Annotated in this window: 15 protein-coding genes and 1 pseudogene; 2 read left to right on the top strand and 14 right to left on the bottom strand. The window is 36.9% G+C overall.

What is annotated here, in order from left to right:
* Positions 1-81: 81 nt before the first annotated feature.
* Positions 82-333 carry a hypothetical protein gene (locus J3U27_RS09145; protein ID WP_267377298.1) on the bottom strand — a complete coding sequence of 84 codons (252 nt, stop codon included), beginning with the start codon at positions 331-333 and terminating at the stop codon, positions 82-84.
* Between the two features lie 281 nt (positions 334-614).
* Between J3U27_RS09145 and J3U27_RS11675 the strand changes: the two genes are divergently transcribed.
* On the top strand, positions 615-950 hold the full coding sequence (locus J3U27_RS11675) for a hypothetical protein (RefSeq protein WP_416380559.1): 336 nt from the start codon (positions 615-617) through the stop codon (positions 948-950).
* A gap of 204 nt (positions 951-1,154) precedes the next feature.
* On the opposite strand, the pseudogene J3U27_RS11670 reads toward J3U27_RS11675, so the two are convergent.
* The 13 genes and pseudogenes from J3U27_RS11670 to pgk form a co-directional block, all read right to left on the bottom strand.
* Positions 1,155-1,604: pseudogene (locus J3U27_RS11670) on the bottom strand (TPM domain-containing protein); the annotation flags it as partial.
* Between the two features lie 181 nt (positions 1,605-1,785).
* On the bottom strand, positions 1,786-2,178 hold the full coding sequence (locus J3U27_RS09135; protein ID WP_267377296.1) for a hypothetical protein: 393 nt from the start codon (positions 2,176-2,178) through the stop codon (positions 1,786-1,788).
* Between the two features lie 5 nt (positions 2,179-2,183).
* Positions 2,184-2,711 carry a TPM domain-containing protein gene (locus J3U27_RS09130; protein ID WP_267377295.1) on the bottom strand — a complete coding sequence of 176 codons (528 nt, stop codon included), beginning with the start codon at positions 2,709-2,711 and terminating at the stop codon, positions 2,184-2,186.
* Between the two features lie 371 nt (positions 2,712-3,082).
* On the bottom strand, positions 3,083-3,679 hold the full coding sequence (locus J3U27_RS09125; protein WP_065561819.1) for a LemA family protein: 597 nt from the start codon (positions 3,677-3,679) through the stop codon (positions 3,083-3,085).
* A 436-nt stretch (positions 3,680-4,115) separates the two neighbouring features.
* Positions 4,116-4,427 carry an antibiotic biosynthesis monooxygenase family protein gene (locus J3U27_RS09120; RefSeq protein WP_065735208.1) on the bottom strand — a complete coding sequence of 104 codons (312 nt, stop codon included), beginning with the start codon at positions 4,425-4,427 and terminating at the stop codon, positions 4,116-4,118.
* An 80-nt stretch (positions 4,428-4,507) separates the two neighbouring features.
* Positions 4,508-8,725, bottom strand: coding sequence for a DNA-directed RNA polymerase subunit beta' (rpoC, locus tag J3U27_RS09115; protein WP_065561817.1), 4,218 nt, complete (start codon positions 8,723-8,725; stop codon positions 4,508-4,510).
* Between the two features lie 90 nt (positions 8,726-8,815).
* Positions 8,816-12,844 (bottom strand): DNA-directed RNA polymerase subunit beta, encoded by a 4,029-nt coding sequence (gene rpoB / locus J3U27_RS09110; protein WP_267331018.1) that lies wholly within the window; start codon positions 12,842-12,844, stop codon positions 8,816-8,818.
* A 243-nt stretch (positions 12,845-13,087) separates the two neighbouring features.
* Positions 13,088-13,456 (bottom strand): 50S ribosomal protein L7/L12, encoded by a 369-nt coding sequence (gene rplL, locus J3U27_RS09105; RefSeq protein ID WP_065561815.1) that lies wholly within the window; start codon positions 13,454-13,456, stop codon positions 13,088-13,090.
* A 58-nt stretch (positions 13,457-13,514) separates the two neighbouring features.
* Entirely contained in the window at positions 13,515-14,012 is a 498-nt protein-coding gene (gene rplJ, locus J3U27_RS09100; protein WP_065561814.1) for a 50S ribosomal protein L10, read from the bottom strand.
* 223 nt (positions 14,013-14,235) lie between these two features.
* On the bottom strand, positions 14,236-14,937 hold the full coding sequence (gene rplA, locus J3U27_RS09095) for a 50S ribosomal protein L1 (protein ID WP_065561813.1): 702 nt from the start codon (positions 14,935-14,937) through the stop codon (positions 14,236-14,238).
* Between the two features lie 3 nt (positions 14,938-14,940).
* Positions 14,941-15,369, bottom strand: coding sequence for a 50S ribosomal protein L11 (gene rplK, locus J3U27_RS09090; RefSeq protein ID WP_034884321.1), 429 nt, complete (start codon positions 15,367-15,369; stop codon positions 14,941-14,943).
* Positions 15,370-15,538: 169 nt separating this feature from the next.
* Positions 15,539-16,618 (bottom strand): class II fructose-bisphosphate aldolase, encoded by a 1,080-nt coding sequence (gene fbaA / locus J3U27_RS09085; protein WP_065561812.1) that lies wholly within the window; start codon positions 16,616-16,618, stop codon positions 15,539-15,541.
* Between the two features lie 73 nt (positions 16,619-16,691).
* On the bottom strand, positions 16,692-17,855 hold the full coding sequence (pgk, locus tag J3U27_RS09080) for a phosphoglycerate kinase (RefSeq protein WP_065561811.1): 1,164 nt from the start codon (positions 17,853-17,855) through the stop codon (positions 16,692-16,694).
* Between the two features lie 229 nt (positions 17,856-18,084).
* Here pgk and rpsT point away from each other — a divergent pair, with 229 nt between their 5' ends.
* Positions 18,085-18,348, top strand: a complete 264-nt coding sequence (rpsT, locus tag J3U27_RS09075; RefSeq protein WP_025316521.1) for a 30S ribosomal protein S20 — start codon at positions 18,085-18,087, stop codon at positions 18,346-18,348.
* Positions 18,349-18,375 lie beyond the last annotated feature (27 nt).

Below are 18,375 nucleotides of genomic sequence, written 5' to 3'. Positions count from 1 at the left end.
CTAACAACGCTAAATAAAACTATTATATAGTCAAATCAAAATCTTACTATTAAAACTTAAAGAGTATGATCTTTGTTCATCTCATGACCAACGACCAGATGCACCACCACTGCGACCACCACCTCCGCCTCGGAAAATTCTACTCGAATAGCTATATGAAGATCGACTGCTTCTGCCACTCCCGCTACGACTTCTTCTTATGCCGTTTTTACGACTGATAGCGATGAATAACAAGTTAGCAAACACATAATTTATACCAAAAATAAAAACGACATCGGTAAGATATAAGTAACTAAAATCGTGAACATACCAAGTTACAATAAGGAGAAACAAACTATTTGATAGTGATGTGATGATAATGCGTTTAAATTCACTTTTTTCGAATTTAACCGTGAAAACGAACAAACAAAAAAGAAAACACTTTCCAGCTTTGTTGAATAATCCAGTTAAACATCATATCTAACATTTCACTTAACCTAATTCTATAATTATTCTGGGTTTGTTTCTCTGGATGAATTTCATTACCCATTATGACATCTTTTAATACCGAAATTGCATCATTAATACCTTGATAATAGTTCTTTTGCTTAAATTGTGGAGTTTGCTGTTCCCGAATGATGTGGCTAGCGATTGTTGTAAAAAATAAACTGCTATTAATCGATATGATTAAGGCGCATATAGCGCCTTATTTTTTATCCTATTTACCAGCTACCGGAAGCGCCACCGCCACCACTGCGACCACCACCACCGCCGCTAAAGCCACCACCTCCGCCGAAGCCACCGCTAGAACCACCAAAACCGCCTCCTCCTCGATGATTTCCTCTTCCGCCGCCTGCTCCGGGAGTCACAATGCGGCTGGCAATGGTACTCAAAATAAATACCACAAACATGATAAATACTATAATAAATATATCGCGCATATGCCAAAGGGTAAATCCACCAACAGATAGTGCGTTAAATAAACCTGTATATAAACATCGTTTAGTTTTATCTTTACGATAAAATAAGTTAGCAAGTGTAAGGCAGATAAAAAATGACACCAGCGCATAATTACTCAACATGGAAGTAAAATCTTCTGATGATAACAAGTTAGAGCCTTGTTCGTTATCTTCACTTTTCGGGGTAGGATTATCAATTTCTTGTTTCAGTACAGATAAGGCATTATCAATTCCTTGATAATAGTTATTTTGTCGAAATTCTGGCGCTAATTGTTCACGAATAATTTTACTGGCCACTAAGTCAGTAATAGTTCCTTCAAGCCCATAGCCAACCTCAATTCGCATACGTTTATCATCTTTAACAATAAGTAATAAAATACCATTGTCTTGTCCTTTTCGACCGATTTTCCATTGAATAAAGACTCTATCTGCGTATTGTTCTACCGTTTCATCATCCAGTTTGGGAATCATTAAAACCGCTATCTGGGCACCATCTGTTCGAGGCTTTTCAAAGCCAATTAGGCTTGATTCTAATGACTCTTTTTGAGAATCGGTTAAAGTATGAGTCGTGTCGATAACACGATGTGCAAATTCCGGGATGTCTGTTAGCCCATAACAAAAACAACTGAATATTAACAATAAACTACTTAGAAAATATCTTTTCATTGTATTTTTTGCCTTATGATTAACAACGCTAAATAAAATTTTACTTTTTACAATAAACAGTTAATTGCGATCCATTTAATAAAGCGTTTAGACAAGATATCATTGGTTAACTAAAACTAGTATATAGCCGAATCATAATCTTACTATTAAAAGTTAATGAGTATTATCTTTGTTCATCTCATTACCAACGACCAGATGCACCGCCACCACCACTACGGCCGCCGCCTCCGCCGGTTCGGGAACTTCTACTCGAATGGCTATATGAAGATCGGCTGCTACTGCCACTCCCGCTACGACTTCTTCTTGTGCCATTTTTAAAACTGATAGCGATGAATAACAAGTTAGCAACTACATAATTTATACCAAAAATAAAAACGACATCGGTTAGATATAAGTAAGTAAAACCGTGAACACACCAAGTTACAATTAGGATAAATAAACTATTTGATAGTGATGTAATGATAATGCGTTTAAATACATTTTTTTCGAATTTAACCGTGAAGGCTAAACAAACAAAAAAGGAAAACACTTTCCAGCTTTGTTGAATAATCCAGTTAAACAACATATCTAACATTTCACTTAACCCAATTCTATGATTATTCTGGGTTTGTTCTCTGGATGAATTTCATAACCTATTGTGACATCTTTTAATACCGAAATTGCATCATTAATACCTTGATAATAATTATTTTGCTTAAATTGTGGAGCTAACTGTTCCCGAATGATGTGGCTAGCAACTAAATCAGTAACAATGCCTTCAAGCCCATACCCCACTTCAATACGCATCTGTCGGTCATCTTTTGCTACTAACAATAAAATACCATTATCCAGCCCTTTTCTTCCAATTTCCCATTGGTTAAAAACTCTCTGCGCGTACTGCTCTATGGTTTCGTTGTCGAGTTTTGCGATCATCAAAACCGCTATTTGCGCCCCATCAGTTTTCGAGTGTTCAAATTGAATTAGGCTTGATTCTAAAGACTTGACTTGCGATGCACTTAAAGTATTGGTTGTATCAATAATATGACTATTAAAAGCAGGAATTTCAGTCAAACCATAACTAAACCAACTAAGCATTAACAACATACTAAAGAAAACATATTTTTTCATTATATTTTGACCAAAATGACCTGCAATAGAATAATATTATTACTTTTAAAAAACGCATATCAAAAGCTAATCTACTCTATTTTAGGTTTAAGTAGTATAAGACATCAATGGGTAGAAATGACTATTATATAGCCAGATAACAATTTTGCTATTAACATCAGCTTTTTTTATCAAGTTTTGCCGTCATGGAAATTTGGCACTATTTATTTTGTATTGGGGAAACTTAATAGAGCTTTATTGTAAAATATTTCTATGAGATCGAGTTAACGTATGGTCATAACTCGATCTTAAAGGAAGAGAATTTCAGTTGATCGATACCAACTGATGATTAACAGCAAACTTAACACTCAATATTTTTTGAGCAATTATGTTTATTGAAAGTTAACTGCGGGTGCATTTGAAATTTCTTTTTCATTATCAACCGTAAATTGCTGTTTAGGTTCTACACCTATAAAGCCAGCAATCCACTTATTTGGTATTTTTCGGATATAAATATTAAACGATTGAACTGCTTGTATATATCGTCCTCTGGCAACTGCGATCCGATTTTCAGTGCCTTCTAACTGGCTCATAAGATCCTGAAAAAGTGAACTGGCTTTAAGATCTGGATAGTTTTCACTGACAGCAATTAAGTGGCTTAAGGCAGTACTTAATTCTGATTGCGCTTGTTGGAATTTAGCAAATAAAGCCGGATCGGTTAGCTGATCAGCGTTGATTTGAATTGAGCCAACTTTACTTCTTGCTTCGGTCACTTGAGTTAACACTTCTTTTTCGTGTGTAGTATAACCTTTAACCGTATTAACTAAACTTGGAGTTAAATCAGCCCGACGCTTATATTGGTTGACAACTTCTGACCATGCAGCTGCTACACCTTCGTCACGAGTTTGGATATCATTGTATCGACTAAAACAAAAAAATGCTCCAACAATAATTAATACCAAAACACATAATAGAAATTTTGATTTCATTGTATATTCCTATAAATAGTTGAATTTATGGATAGCTTAACAAATGAATACATCAAAAAATAGAATTAAAATAAGCTATCTGCGATTTTTAAACACTTATTTATACCTCAAGTTTAAATCTCACTAACAAATTTATACCGATATTTCGATAAAAAGAACAAGCTCTGAAAAAAACAAGGAATGTAAGTTATCAATCTGTGGACTCACTAATATTGAATTGGCTATATTGCAAATTAATATCGCCTTAATCCACACCGTTTAAGATAATTTACTCAATATTATTATAGCCATTTTTATAATGCATGCTATGTATAATCCTAATTTACGCATAAAAAATATACCGCTTATTTTTATTCTTGATCATAAAACTTTTATTAATGATGATTTAGGTAGATTTTACCAATTTATAATAAGCGGTTTATTATTTGATAATTATTTATAATACACTTTCAAAGCATTCTAACTGTGCCGGCTCATAGTAAATATCGTTATTATTTGGTCTATTTCCGGTATTACGATGTGTATGTTTGAATTGTTCTGAGTTTACCCAAGCGTCGAAATCGGCTTTTGATTCCCATTCGGCAAATGATGAAAATAACGTATAATTTTCCTCAGTTTTCCCTTTTAAAAAATAAAAACGATTAAAGCCTTTCATCTCTTTTAAATGGGTATCACGATTACGCCATATTTCAATAAAAGCCTCTTCACTACCTCGTTTTACTTTAAATCGGTTCATGACAATATACATATCAAAACTCCTTTTTTTAAATACACATAAAAAAATAGCACGTGCTTACACGTGCTATTTTAATAACTTAGTCCTACTGACTATTGATTTTCTTCTGCAGAATTGAGTAATTCTGCTAAGTTAGCTGTTGCTTCTTCAGCTGAAACAGTTGGTTGAATTTCATCATCAATAGGCATTGTACGTTTACGCAAACGCTCTTTATGATAAGCATAACCAGTACCAGCTGGAATTAAGCGACCAACAATAACGTTTTCTTTCAAGCCACGAAGCTCATCATTTTTACCAGCAACTGCTGCTTCAGTTAATACGCGAGTCGTTTCTTGGAACGATGCCGCAGAAATAAATGATTCAGTAGTAAGTGATGCTTTAGTAATACCAAGCAAATCATGCAAGTAAACAATTGGCTCTTTACCTTGTGCCTCAAGCTCACGATTAATAATCTTCAAGCGTGAAACTTCAAGTTGTTCGCCGTCAAGTAAACGAGAACCACCCGGATGAATAACTGTCGCTTTACGTAACATCTGACGAACAATAACTTCAATATGTTTATCATTGATTTTTACACCTTGTAAGCGATAAACTTCTTGAACTTCGTTAACGATGTAACGTGTCACAGCATTAACACCACGTAAACGTAAAATGTCATGTGCAGATTCTGGACCGTCAGAAATCACATCACCACGTCCAACTTGTTCGCCTTCAAATACGTTGAGTTGACGCCATTTTGGAATCATCTCTTCATATGGATCACTACCATCTAGTGGAGTGATAATTAAGCGACGTTTACCTTTGGTTTCTTTACCAAACGAGATAATACCATCGATTTCAGCAAGAATTGCTGGCTCTTTAGGTTTACGTGCTTCAAATAAGTCAGCAACACGTGGTAAACCACCGGTAATATCTTTAGTACCAACCGATGCTTGTGGAATACGTGCAAGTGTATCACCCACATTGATTTCAGCACCATCTTCTAATTGTACTAATGCTTTACCTGGTAAGAAATATTGAGCAAGCATCTCTGTACCTGCAACATAAATATCTTTACCTTTAGCATCAACAATCTTGATTGCTGGACGTAAATCTTTACCAACACCTGTTCGTTCAGCGACATCTAAAATAACAATTGATGATAAACCTGTTAATTCGTCAGTTTGACGGGTGATAGTTTGACCATCAACCATATCAACAAATTTAACAAAGCCTTTCGCTTCAGAGATAACTGGCATGGTATGTGGATCCCAGTTAGCAACTGTTTCACCAGCATCAACCGCTGCACCATTACCTTTAGTTAGAATCGAACCATAAGGAACTTTATAAGTTTCTTTCATTCGACCTAATTCATCGATAATCGTTAATTCAGCATTACGAGATGTAATAACCAGTTTCTTATCTGGGTTAGTTACAAATTTAGCATTAGATAATTTGATGCTACCTTTGTTTTTAACTTGAACACTTGATTCTGCTGCTGCTCGTGATGCCGCACCACCGATATGGAACGTACGCATGGTTAACTGTGTACCTGGCTCACCGATTGATTGAGCAGCGATAACACCGATTGCTTCACCTTTATTTACTAGGTGACCACGGGCTAAGTCACGACCATAACATTTCGCACAAACACCAAAGTCAGTATCACACGAAACAACTGAACGAACTTTAACGCTATCGACAGATTCTTCTTCAAGTAAATCACAATAGTTTTCATCAAGTAGCGTATTACGAGGAATTAAAATATCCGCACTACCTGGTTTTAATACATCTTCCGCGGTTACACGACCTAATACACGTTCACGAAGTGGCTCTTTAACATCTCCACCTTCGATAACTGGTGTCATCACTACACCTTCTAACGTACCACAGTCATCTTCAATAACGACTAGATCTTGAGCTACGTCAACTAAACGGCGAGTTAAGTAACCTGAGTTCGCAGTTTTTAATGCGGTATCGGCAAGACCTTTACGCGCACCATGGGTCGAGATAAAGTACTGAAGAACGTTTAACCCTTCACGGAAGTTTGCCGTAATTGGTGTTTCGATGATTGAACCATCCGGTTTTGCCATCAATCCACGCATACCTGCTAACTGACGAATCTGAGCGGCAGAACCCCGCGCACCAGAGTCGGCCATCATATAGATGCTGTTAAATGAAGATTGAACTTCTTCTTTACCTTCATGATTGATCACTTTTTCAGTTGATAAGTTATCCATCATCGCTTTAGCAACACGTTCATTGGCTGCTGCCCAGATATCGATAACTTTGTTATAACGTTCACCAGCGGTAACTAAACCTGATTGGAACTGTTCTTGAATTTCAGCAACTTCAATTTCAGCTTCATTGATGATTTGTAATTTTTTAGCTGGAATTTCCATATCATCAATACCAACCGATACACCAGAACGTGCTGCATAAGCAAATCCGGTATACATTACTTGGTCAGCCAAGATAACAGTTTCTTTCATGCCTAATTGGCGATAACAAATATTTAAAATTCGTGAAATCGCCTTTTTACCAAGTGGTTGATTGATGACAGAGAAGCTCATACCTTTAGGCATAATTAACCATAAGATAGCACGACCAACTGTAGTATCAACCACAGAAGTTGTATCTTCCCACTCACCAATACTATTACGGTGGCTTTCAGTAATACGTACTTTAACTTTAGCATGTAGCTCAACAAGACCTAAGCGATACAGTTTTTCTGCTTCTTTAGGTCCGGTTAAAATCATGCCTTCACCTTTCGCATTGACTTTATCACGAGTCATGTAGTAAAGACCTAATACCACGTCCTGAGAAGGAACAATGATAGGTTCACCACTCGCAGGCGAAAGAATGTTATTGGTTGACATCATTAACGCACGCGCTTCTAATTGAGCTTCTAACGTTAATGGTACGTGAACCGCCATTTGGTCACCATCGAAGTCAGCATTGAATGCCGCACAAACTAATGGATGTAATTGGATCGCTTTACCTTCAATTAGGATAGGTTCAAATGCCTGAATACCTAATCGGTGAAGTGTTGGTGCACGGTTTAGTAATACCGGATGCTCACGGATAACTTCATCTAAGATATCCCAAACAATTGCATCTTCACGTTCAACCATTTTCTTGGCTGCTTTAATGGTAGTTGCATAACCACGACGCTCTAATTTACCGTAAATAAATGGTTTGAATAGTTCAAGTGCCATTTTCTTCGGTAAACCACATTGATGTAATCGTAAGTATGGACCTACAGTGATTACTGAACGACCAGAGTAGTCAACACGTTTACCTAATAAGTTTTGACGGAAACGACCTTGCTTACCTTTAATCATATCGGCAAGTGATTTTAATGGACGTTTGTTAGAACCGGTAATTGCACGGCCACGACGACCATTATCAAGTAATGCGTCAACAGATTCTTGTAACATACGTTTTTCGTTACGTACGATGATATCTGGCGCTGCCAAATCTAATAAACGTTTTAAACGGTTATTACGGTTAATCACTCGACGATATAGATCGTTCAAATCTGATGTTGCAAAACGTCCGCCATCTAGTGGTACTAATGGGCGTAAATCGGGTGGCAACACAGGTAATACGTTTAAGATCATCCATTCTGGTTTATTTTCTGATTGAATGAATGCTTCAATAATCTTAATACGTTTAGTCAGTTTTTTACGCTTAGTTTCAGAATTGGTAGTTTCAAGCTCATCACGTAGTGCTTCACATTCAGCTTGCACATCGATATTACGTAGTAATTCTTGAATTGCTTCGGCACCCATACGAGCATCGAATTCATCACCAAACTCTTCTAACGCATCTAAATATTGTTCTTCTGTTAAAATTTGACCGCGTTCTAAGTTTGTCATTCCGCCGTCAAGAACCATAAATGATTCAAAATAAAGCACACGTTCAATGTCACGAAGTGGCATATCTAATAATAGACCAATACGTGATGGTAATGATTTTAAAAACCAGATATGTGCAGTAGGTGATGCAAGCTCAATATGCCCCATACGCTCACGACGTACTTTAGCTTGAGTAACTTCAACACCACATTTTTCACAAATTACACCACGGTGTTTTAAACGTTTATATTTTCCACATAAACATTCATAATCTTTTACTGGTCCAAAAATACGTGCACAAAACAATCCGTCACGTTCCGGTTTGAACGTACGATAGTTAATTGTTTCAGGTTTTTTAACTTCACCAAAAGACCATGAACGAATCATATCAGGAGAAGCAAGGCCTATCTTGATAGCATCAAAATCTTCAGTTTTAGTTTGTGCTTTTAGAAACTTTAGTAAGTCTTTCACAATTGACTCCTATGGAGTTAAACCAATTAGATAACTTATCATTGCTGATAAGTTATCCCTATAAATAGAAATCATTTCAGTTAGTTAAGATTACTCTTCATCTAACTCGATATTAATACCTAACGAACGAATCTCTTTTAATAATACATTAAATGATTCTGGAATCGCAGGCTCCATACGATGATCACCATCTACAATATTTTTATACATCTTAGTACGACCATTCACATCATCTGATTTAACAGTTAACATTTCTTGTAGAGTATAAGCAGCACCATATGCTTCAAGTGCCCATACTTCCATCTCACCGAAACGTTGACCACCAAATTGAGCTTTACCACCCAATGGTTGTTGTGTAACCAGACTATATGAACCTGTAGAACGCGCATGCATCTTATCATCAACTAAGTGATTCAATTTCAGCATATACATGTAACCTACAGTTACTGGACGTTCAAATTGCTCACCTGTACGACCATCAAACAATGTAATTTGACCTGACGTTGGCAAATCACCAAGTTCAAGTAATGCTTTAATTTCTTGCTCTTTTGCACCATCAAAGACTGGCGTTGCAAGAGGCATACCATTACGTAAATTTTGTGCCAATGTCATCACTTCTTGGTCAGTAAATTCAGCAACATTGACTTTCTGTGCTGCCCCTAAACCAAGGTCATAAGCTTTCTGAATGAAATCACGTAATTTAGCTAACTCTTGCTGTTCTTTTAGCATTGCATCGATCTTCTGACCAATACCTTTTGCCGCCATACCTAAGTGAGTTTCTAAAATCTGACCGATATTCATACGAGACGGAACACCAAGTGGATTCAATACGATATCAACTGGACGTCCTTTATCATCATATGGCATATCTTCAATTGGGTTGATTTTAGAGATAACCCCTTTGTTACCATGACGACCCGCCATCTTATCACCAGGCTGAATTTGACGTTTAACTGCTAAGTAAACTTTAACAATTTTGAGAACTCCAGGTTGTAAATCATCACCTTGAGTAATCTTCATTCTTTTAGCTTCAAGCTTCTTATTAAATTCAGCTTTGATTTCATCATGTTGTTCAGCAAGTTGTTCTAATTGAGCTTGCTTACTTTCATTAGAAATACCAATGGTTAACCATTTTTCACGTGGTAAAGCATCTAATTTGTCTGCTTTAATACCACCAGAAATTAATACATCACGGATACGAGCAAACAATGCTGCTTCTAAAATTTTAAGTTCTTCAGTTAAGTCTTTTCTTACTTGCTTGAGTTGCATCTCTTCAATTTCAAGTGCACGTTTGTCTTTTTGTACACCATCACGAGTGAAGACTTGCACATCAATAACCGTACCTGAAACACCATTTGGTACACGTAATGAAGTATCTTTAACATCAGATGCTTTTTCACCGAAAATAGCACGTAGTAATTTCTCTTCTGGTGTTAATTGCGTTTCGCCTTTAGGCGTTACTTTACCAACAAGAATATCACCACCTTTTACTTCAGCGCCGATATAAACAATACCAGACTCATCAAGTTTAGAAAGTGCTGCTTCACCCACATTTGGAATATCAGCAGTAATTTCTTCGGCACCAAGTTTAGTATCACGAGATACACAAGATAGTTCTTGAATATGAATCGAAGTGAAACGATCATCTTGTACCACTTTTTCAGAGACTAAAATAGAATCCTCAAAGTTATAACCGTTCCATGGCATAAATGCCACGCGCATATTTTGACCAAGTGCTAACTCACCTAAATCCGTTGATGGACCATCTGCAAGTACATCGCCACGCTCAACCTTTTCACCTAATTCCACGCATGGAATTTGGTTAATACAAGTATTTTGGTTAGAACGGGTATATTTAGTTAAGTTGTAAATATCAATACCTGTTTCACCGGCATACATTTCATCATCGTTAACGTTAATAACAATACGTGAAGCATCAACATATTGTACTGTACCGCCACGACGAGCAACCGCAGTTACACCTGAGTCAACCGCAACCGCACGTTCCATACCAGTACCAACAAAAGGTTTTTCTGCTTTTAATGTTGGTACAGCTTGACGTTGCATGTTCGCACCCATCAAGGCACGGTTCGCATCATCATGCTCAAGGAATGGGATTAATGAAGCACCAACAGAAACGATTTGTTGTGTTGATACGTCCATATAATGAACTTGTTCCGGGCTATATAAACCAGATTCACCATTTAAACGGCAAGTCACTAAATCTTCTTTAAAGCGACCATCGTCATCAAGATTTGAGTTAGCCTGAGCTATAACAAACTCACTTTCATCGATTGCTGATAAATAGTTAATCTCATCAGTCACAACACCGTCAATCACTCGACGATATGGCGTTTCTAAGAATCCATACTCATTGGTACGTGAATAAACCGCTAATGAGTTAATTAAACCGATGTTTGGACCTTCCGGCGTTTCAATCGGACATACACGACCATAATGTGTAGGATGTACGTCACGCACTTCAAAGCCTGCACGTTCACGAGTTAAACCACCTGGACCTAATGCAGAAATACGACGTTTGTGAGTAATTTCAGATAATGGATTGTTTTGATCCATAAACTGAGATAATTGGCTAGAACCAAAGAACTCACGAATTGCCGCTGAAATTGGTTTAGCATTGATCATATCTTGTGGCATTAATGAATCAAGATCACCTAAAGATAGACGCTCTTTTACAGCTCGTTCAACACGAACTAAACCAATACGGAATTGGTTTTCAGCCATTTCACCAACACTACGGATACGACGATTGCCTAAGTGATCGATATCATCAACTTCACCATGACCATTACGGATGCTGATTAATTTCTTCATTACATCAACGATATCAGCTTTTGTTAAGACGCTTTCGCCTTCAATATCGTCTCGTCCTAAAGAACGATTGAACTTCATACGACCTACCGCTGATAAGTCATAACGTTCGTCGGAGAAGAATAGATTATCAAATAACGCTTCGGCTGCTTCTTTTGTTGGTGGCTCGCCTGGACGCATCATTCGATAAATTTCAACTAATGCACCTAATCGATCACGTGTTGAATCAACATTTAATGTTTCAGAAATAAATGGTCCATGATCTAAATCATTAGTGAATAATGTTTCAATTTTCTTATAACCAGCATTGGTTAATTCAAGTAATAGTTCTAAAGAAATTGGTGTATTGGCAAAAGCAATAACCTCACCAGTTTCTTCATCAACATAATTTTTTGCTAAAACTTTATTTACAATATATTCAACTGGAACGTCGATTTTAGTTACTTTATCTTTTTCAAGCTCACGAATATGACGAGCTGTAATACGACGACCTTTTTCTGCGTAAACTTTGCCTTTAGATTCGATATCAAATAGCGCTGTTTCACCACGTAAACGCTCTGGCACAAGCTCCATTTTTAATTTTGATTTGCCTACTTCGAAAATAGTTTTTTCGAAGAACATATCTAAAATTTCTTCAGTTTCATAACCTAACGCACGTAAAATAATTGTTGCTGGAAGTTTACGACGACGGTCGATACGAGCAAAAAGATTATCTTTTGGATCAAATTCGAAATCAAGCCAAGAGCCACGATAAGGAATAATCCGAGCATTATATAAAACTTTACCAGAAGAGTGCGTTTTACCTTTATCACTGTCAAAGAACACACCTGGACTACGATGTAATTGTGAAACGATAACACGTTCAGTACCGTTAATCACAAAAGTACCATTGTCCGTCATTAAAGGGATTTCGCCCATATAGACGTCTTGCTCTTTAATATCTTTAACTGTTCCTTCTGGCGCATCTTTATCATAAATAACTAAACGTAATTTAACGCGCAATGGTGCTGAGTAAGTGATCCCTCTGATTTGACATTCTTTTACATCAAACACAGGTTCGCCCATTTTAAAGCTTACGTATTGTAACTCAGCGCTACCACTATAACTTTTTATCGGAAATATTGAACGGAATGCGGCTTCTAAACCATATTGACCTTCTGGGTCTTGCTCAATAAACTTCTGGAACGAATCAAGTTGAATAGAAAGAAGATACGGTATATCCAAGACTTGTGGACGCTTACCAAAATTCTTACGAATTCGTTTTTTCTCGGTATAAGAGTAAACCATTAGTTCCTCAACTTGCTTATCTGCTATTTTAGCATGATTAAATATTCATCAGGGTACTACGAAATGATAACGCCTGACACCTCATCGAAAATATCTATAAATATCAATTGATTAGGCTTAATAAATATATTATTTCTTTATTACTTTTTATTGATAATCTTCAAATAAAATTATTTGACTTATTACAGCGCAAAAAGGCTGGAGGTATAAAACCCCCAGCCGTTTAGCTTGCTATTGATAAACTTACTTAAGTTCGACAACTGCACCAGATTCTTCAAGTGCCTTTTTAAGTTCATCTGCGTCAGCTTTGCTAACACCTTCTTTAACTGTTGCTGGAGCTGATTCAACAAGGTCTTTTGCTTCTTTTAAGCCTAGGCCAGTTGCACCACGAACTGCTTTGATAACAGCTACTTTGTTAGCGCCAACATCTTTTAAGATTACATCAAATTCAGATTTTTCTTCAGCTGATTCAGCTGGACCAGCTGCTGCAACTGCTACAGCTGCTGCTGCAGAAACGCCAAATTTTTCTTCCATCATTGATACAAGTTCAACAACATCCATTACAGACATTTCTGCAACTGCATCTAAAATTTGTTCTTTAGTGATAGACATAATATAGTTTCCCAAATTTACATTTTTTTAATTAATAAAATTCACAATCACAGCGCTATTAAGCAGCTTGTTTTTGATCGCGAACCGCTGCAAGAGTACGAACCAATTTGCCAGCTGCGGCTTCTTTCATGGTTGACATCAAGCGAGCTAATGCTTCTTCATAAGTAGGTAATGTTGCTAAGCGATCAATGTTCGCTGCAGTAATTAACTCACCTTCAAAGGCTGCGGCTTTAATCTCAAAATTATCATTTTCTTTTGCAAACGCTTTAAAAATACGCGCAGCAGCACCTGGGTGCTCATTTGAAAATGCAATTAGAGTTGGACCAACAAACGAATCTTTTAAGCACTCGTATTGAGTTCCCTCAACAACACGGCGTAATAAGGTGTTACGAACAACACGCATATAAACACCAGCTTCACGAGCAGATTTACGTAATGCAGTCATGTTTTCTACAGTTACGCCACGAGAGTCAGCTACAACTGCAGATAGCGCACCTTTGGCGATTTCATTAACTTCAGCAACAATTTCTTGTTTATTTTGAAGATTTAGTGCCATTGGTATTGCTCCTGGATTAAACTAGGCAAAGCCTAGAATTATTTAAACTAACTACAAATGTAGTTAGCACAATCACGATGAGCAGAATGCCTGTATTATATCTTATCAGGTTCTGTCACCGTCTACGTAGGAAGATTAAGTAATTAAATATCAATTACACCTACGGTCTTGGACGGGGTCTGGTTAAGGCCAGACACCAACCGATTCTTTGTTTAACAATTAATTAAACAGATGCATTTAAAGTTGCTTGGTCGATAGCAACACCAGCGCCCATTGTAGTAGAAAGACTAACTTTCTTCACAAATACACCTTTTGAAGATGCTGGTTTTGCACGTTTTAATGCAACAAGTAATGCTTCTAAATTCTCTTTAAGCTTATCTGCATCGAAATCAGCTTTACCGATAGTAGTATGGATAATACCATTTTTATCATTACGGTAACGGATTTGACCAGCTTTAGCGTTTTTCACTGCTTCAGCAACGTTAGGTGTTACAGTACCAACTTTAGGGTTTGGCATTAAACCACGTGGCCCTAAAATTTGACCTAATTGACCAACAACACGCATAGCGTCTGGAGATGCAATAACAACATCAAAGTCCATTTCGCCTTTTTTGATTTGATCCGCTAGATCATCCATACCAACTAATTCAGCACCAGCTTCTTTAGCGGCATCAGCGTTTGCACCTTGAGTAAATACAGCAACACGTACACTACGTCCGGTACCGTGAGGAAGAACGATAGCACCACGCACATTTTGATCTGATTTACGTGAATCAATACCTAAATTAACTGCAACATCAACGCTTTCAGTAAATTTAGCAGTAGCAAATTCTTTTAATAAAGCGATTGCTTCATTGATTTCATATTGTTTAGTCGCGTTTACTTTTTCGCGGATAAGTTTAGCTTTCTTAGATAATTTAGCCATGAATTAACCCTCCACTTCCAAGCCCATTGAACGAGCAGTACCTTCAATAGAACGCATCATCGTTTCAATAGTTGCACCATTCATATCAGCAGCTTTCAATTCAGCGATTTCACGAATTTGAGCGCTTGTTACTTTACCTACTTTTTTCTTATTAGGCTCACCAGAACCAGACTTGATTTTAGCTGCTTTCTTTAATAATACAGCCGCAGGAGGAGTCTTAGTTACAAAAGTAAATGAACGGTCAGAATATACTGTAATAACAACAGGAATAGGTAGACCTTTTTCCATGCTTTCTGTTTTAGCGTTAAATGCTTTACAGAATTCCATGATGTTAACACCATGTTGACCAAGTGCTGGACCAACTGGTGGACTAGGATTTGCTGCACCAGCTGCAACTTGCAACTTGATGTAGGCTTGTACTTTTTTTGCCATTTTAGTTTCCTTTTTCTCGGGTGCAAACGCTTCTATTAATCAATAGACAGCTCCCCTAAGTTAAATGAGGGCGAAATTATCCTACAACTAATACAAAAATGCAAGACTTTTTATTAGCGGATAAAATAAAAGCAGGAATAGACCTGCTTTTATATAATAATAAATGATATTAAAGTACGTCGATCGCATTAAGTTCTTTAAATGCAAGTTCTAAACGAGCAACTAAAGATTCTTGACCTTTACGTAACCATACGCGTGGATCATAATATTTTTTATTTGGAGCATCAACGCCTTCAGGGTTACCTAATTGACCTTGAAGATAAGCTTCATTTGCTTTGTAATATTCTAAAACACCAGCCCAGTTTGCCCATTGCGTATCAGTATCGATGTTCATTTTAACAACACCGTAACTTACTGCTTCTGCAATTTCTTCAGGAGTAGAACCAGAACCACCATGGAACACAAAGTTCAATGATTTAGCTGGTAAATTGAATTTCTCAGATACATATTTTTGAGAGTTATCTAAAATTTTTGGTGTTAATTTAACATTACCTGGCTTATAAACACCATGAACGTTACCGAATGAAGCTGCGATAGTGAAACGTGGGCTAATTGCACTTAAACGTTCATAAGCATAAGCAACATCTTCAGGTTGAGTATAAAGTGCTGAACTATCCATATGGCTATTGTCAACACCATCTTCTTCACCACCAGTACAACCAAGCTCTAATTCTAATGTCATTTTCATTGCTGACATACGAGCAAGATATTGACAACAAATATCAATATTATCTTTTAAAGATTCTTCTGAAAGATCGATCATGTGAGAAGAGAATAGAGGTTTACCCGTTTTAGCAAAGTGAGCTTCACCTGCGTCAAGTAATCCATCAACCCATGGAAGAAGTTTTTTAGCACAGTGGTCGGTATGAACGATAACTGGCACACCATATTTTTCAGCCATAAGGTGAACATGTTTAGCGCCAGAAATTGCACCTAAAACAGCAGTTTCTTGCCCATCTAATTTCAATCCTTTACCTGCGATGAATTGAGCACCACCATTAGAGAATTGAACGATAACAGCAGAACCAACTTTAGCCGCAGTTTCGATTACTGCATTAATTGTATTAGTGTCAACACAGTTAACAGCTGGTAATGCAAAATTATTTTCACGAGCAACTTGAAACACTTTTTGAACATCATCACCGGTTACAACACCAGGTTTAACGACATCAGAAATCTTTGTAGCCATTTTAATACCTATAGATTTATTTATATAAAAATTAAAGGATGAGTGATTGGCTCATCCTTCATATAGAAAATTATTACGCTTTTGCTCTCTCTTCTAGCATTGCAACAGCAGGAAGTTTTTTACCTTCTACAAACTCTAGGAAGGCACCACCACCAGTTGAAATATAAGAGATTTTATCTTCAATACCAAATAAATCAATTGCAGCTAATGTATCACCACCACCTGCGATTGAGAAACCTTGGCTGTCAGCAATTGCTTTAGCAACAATCTCGGTACCACGACGGAAATTAGGGAACTCAAATACGCCAACAGGGCCATTCCATAATATAGTTTTGGCTTTTTTGATAATGTCTGCTAATGCTTCAGCTGATTTATCACCTAAATCAAGAATTTGTTCATTCTCTTTTACATCGGCAACTGATTTTTCAGTAGCTGTTGCAGTTTCACTAAATTCTGTTGCTACACGAACATCTGTAGGAACTGGAATATGACAATTAGCCATTAATTTTTTTGCTTCAGGAATTAAATCAGCTTCATAAAGTGATTTACCCACATTATAGCCTTCAGCTGCGATAAATGTATTTGCAATACCACCACCAACAATAATTTGGTCAGCGATTTTTGATAAAGAATCAAGAACAGTCAATTTTGTTGATACTTTAGAACCAGCAACAATCGCAACCATTGGACGAGCTGGATTATCTAACGCTTTACCTAAAGCATCAAGTTCAGCTGCTAATAATGGACCGGCACAAGCAACTGGCGCAAATTTACCAGCTCCATGAGTTGAAGCTTGAGCACGGTGAGCAGTACCAAATGCATCCATTACATAGATATCACAAAGTGCTGCATATTTTTTAGATAAAGTTTCATCATCTTTACCTTCGCCTACATTAAAACGTACGTTTTCAAGAACAACTAGTTCGCCTTCTTTAACGTCAACACCGTTAAGATAATCTTTTACTAGACGAACAGGGAAAGAAACATGTTCTTTTAAATAATCAACCACTGGTTGTAGAGAGAACTCAGGGTTATATTCGCCTTCAGTAGGACGGCCAATATGAGAAGTAACCATTACTTTAGCGCCTTTTTTAATGGCTTCTTCAATAGTCGGTAATGATGCTTTAATTCGAGCATCAGAAGTAACCTTACCATTTTTGACCGGCACATTAAGATCTGAGCGAATAAATAAACGTTTCCCTTTTAGATCAAGATCTTGCATTCTAATGATAGACATGAGACTTCCTCTTTTAAATATAAAAACAATAAAATTTTTGCTATTCTAACATAAAATTTCTTTTTAGGTTACATCCATTATCGGTTATATAGTAAACATTTAGTAGAAATTAGTAATTTATACTATATAGGAAATTTTTTTATGTAACAGCATTGACAATAGAAAGAAAATCAGGCATATTTCCCCGCCTTATTAATATGTATTTTTTATCTAAACTTGGGAGTTGACTTTGGCTAATATCAAATCAGCTAAGAAGCGTGCGGTTCAGTCCGAAAAACGCCGTAAACATAATGCTAGTAACCGTTCAATGATGCGTACTTATATTAAAAAAGTTTACGCAGCTGTAGCAGCTGGTGATAAACAAACAGCTGAAGTAGCATTCAAAGACATGCAAGCAGTTGTTGACCGTCAAGCGGCTCGTGGTCTAATCCACAAAAACAAAGCAGCACGTCATAAAGCGAATTTAATTAAACAGATTAAAGCATTAGCTTAATTTTCTAATCTGTTGACAATAGAGTTA

It is taken from the genome of Gilliamella sp. B2911 (genome assembly GCF_026536965.1).
GTDB lineage: Bacteria > Pseudomonadota > Gammaproteobacteria > Enterobacterales > Orbaceae > Gilliamella > Gilliamella apicola_E.
This window is presented reverse-complemented; position numbering and strand designations above follow the sequence as displayed.

What these genes read in the sequence shown, in the direction of transcription:
- J3U27_RS11675 (WP_416380559.1), top strand. Translation starts at nt 615, where the DNA reads ATGATGTGGCTAGCGATTGTTGTAAAAAATAAACTGCTATTAATCGAT.
- J3U27_RS09135 (WP_267377296.1), bottom strand. Translation starts at nt 2,178, where the DNA reads ATGTTAGATATGTTGTTTAACTGGATTATTCAACAAAGCTGGAAAGTG.
- J3U27_RS09130 (WP_267377295.1), bottom strand. Translation starts at nt 2,711, where the DNA reads ATGAAAAAATATGTTTTCTTTAGTATGTTGTTAATGCTTAGTTGGTTT.
- J3U27_RS09125 (WP_065561819.1), bottom strand. Translation starts at nt 3,679, where the DNA reads ATGAAATCAAAATTTCTATTATGTGTTTTGGTATTAATTATTGTTGGA.
- J3U27_RS09120 (WP_065735208.1), bottom strand. Translation starts at nt 4,427, where the DNA reads ATGTATATTGTCATGAACCGATTTAAAGTAAAACGAGGTAGTGAAGAG.
- rpoB (WP_267331018.1), bottom strand. Translation starts at nt 12,844, where the DNA reads ATGGTTTACTCTTATACCGAGAAAAAACGAATTCGTAAGAATTTTGGT.
- rplL (WP_065561815.1), bottom strand. Translation starts at nt 13,456, where the DNA reads ATGTCTATCACTAAAGAACAAATTTTAGATGCAGTTGCAGAAATGTCT.
- rplJ (WP_065561814.1), bottom strand. Translation starts at nt 14,012, where the DNA reads ATGGCACTAAATCTTCAAAATAAACAAGAAATTGTTGCTGAAGTTAAT.
- rplA (WP_065561813.1), bottom strand. Translation starts at nt 14,937, where the DNA reads ATGGCTAAATTATCTAAGAAAGCTAAACTTATCCGCGAAAAAGTAAAC.
- rplK (WP_034884321.1), bottom strand. Translation starts at nt 15,369, where the DNA reads ATGGCAAAAAAAGTACAAGCCTACATCAAGTTGCAAGTTGCAGCTGGT.
- fbaA (WP_065561812.1), bottom strand. Translation starts at nt 16,618, where the DNA reads ATGGCTACAAAGATTTCTGATGTCGTTAAACCTGGTGTTGTAACCGGT.
- pgk (WP_065561811.1), bottom strand. Translation starts at nt 17,855, where the DNA reads ATGTCTATCATTAGAATGCAAGATCTTGATCTAAAAGGGAAACGTTTA.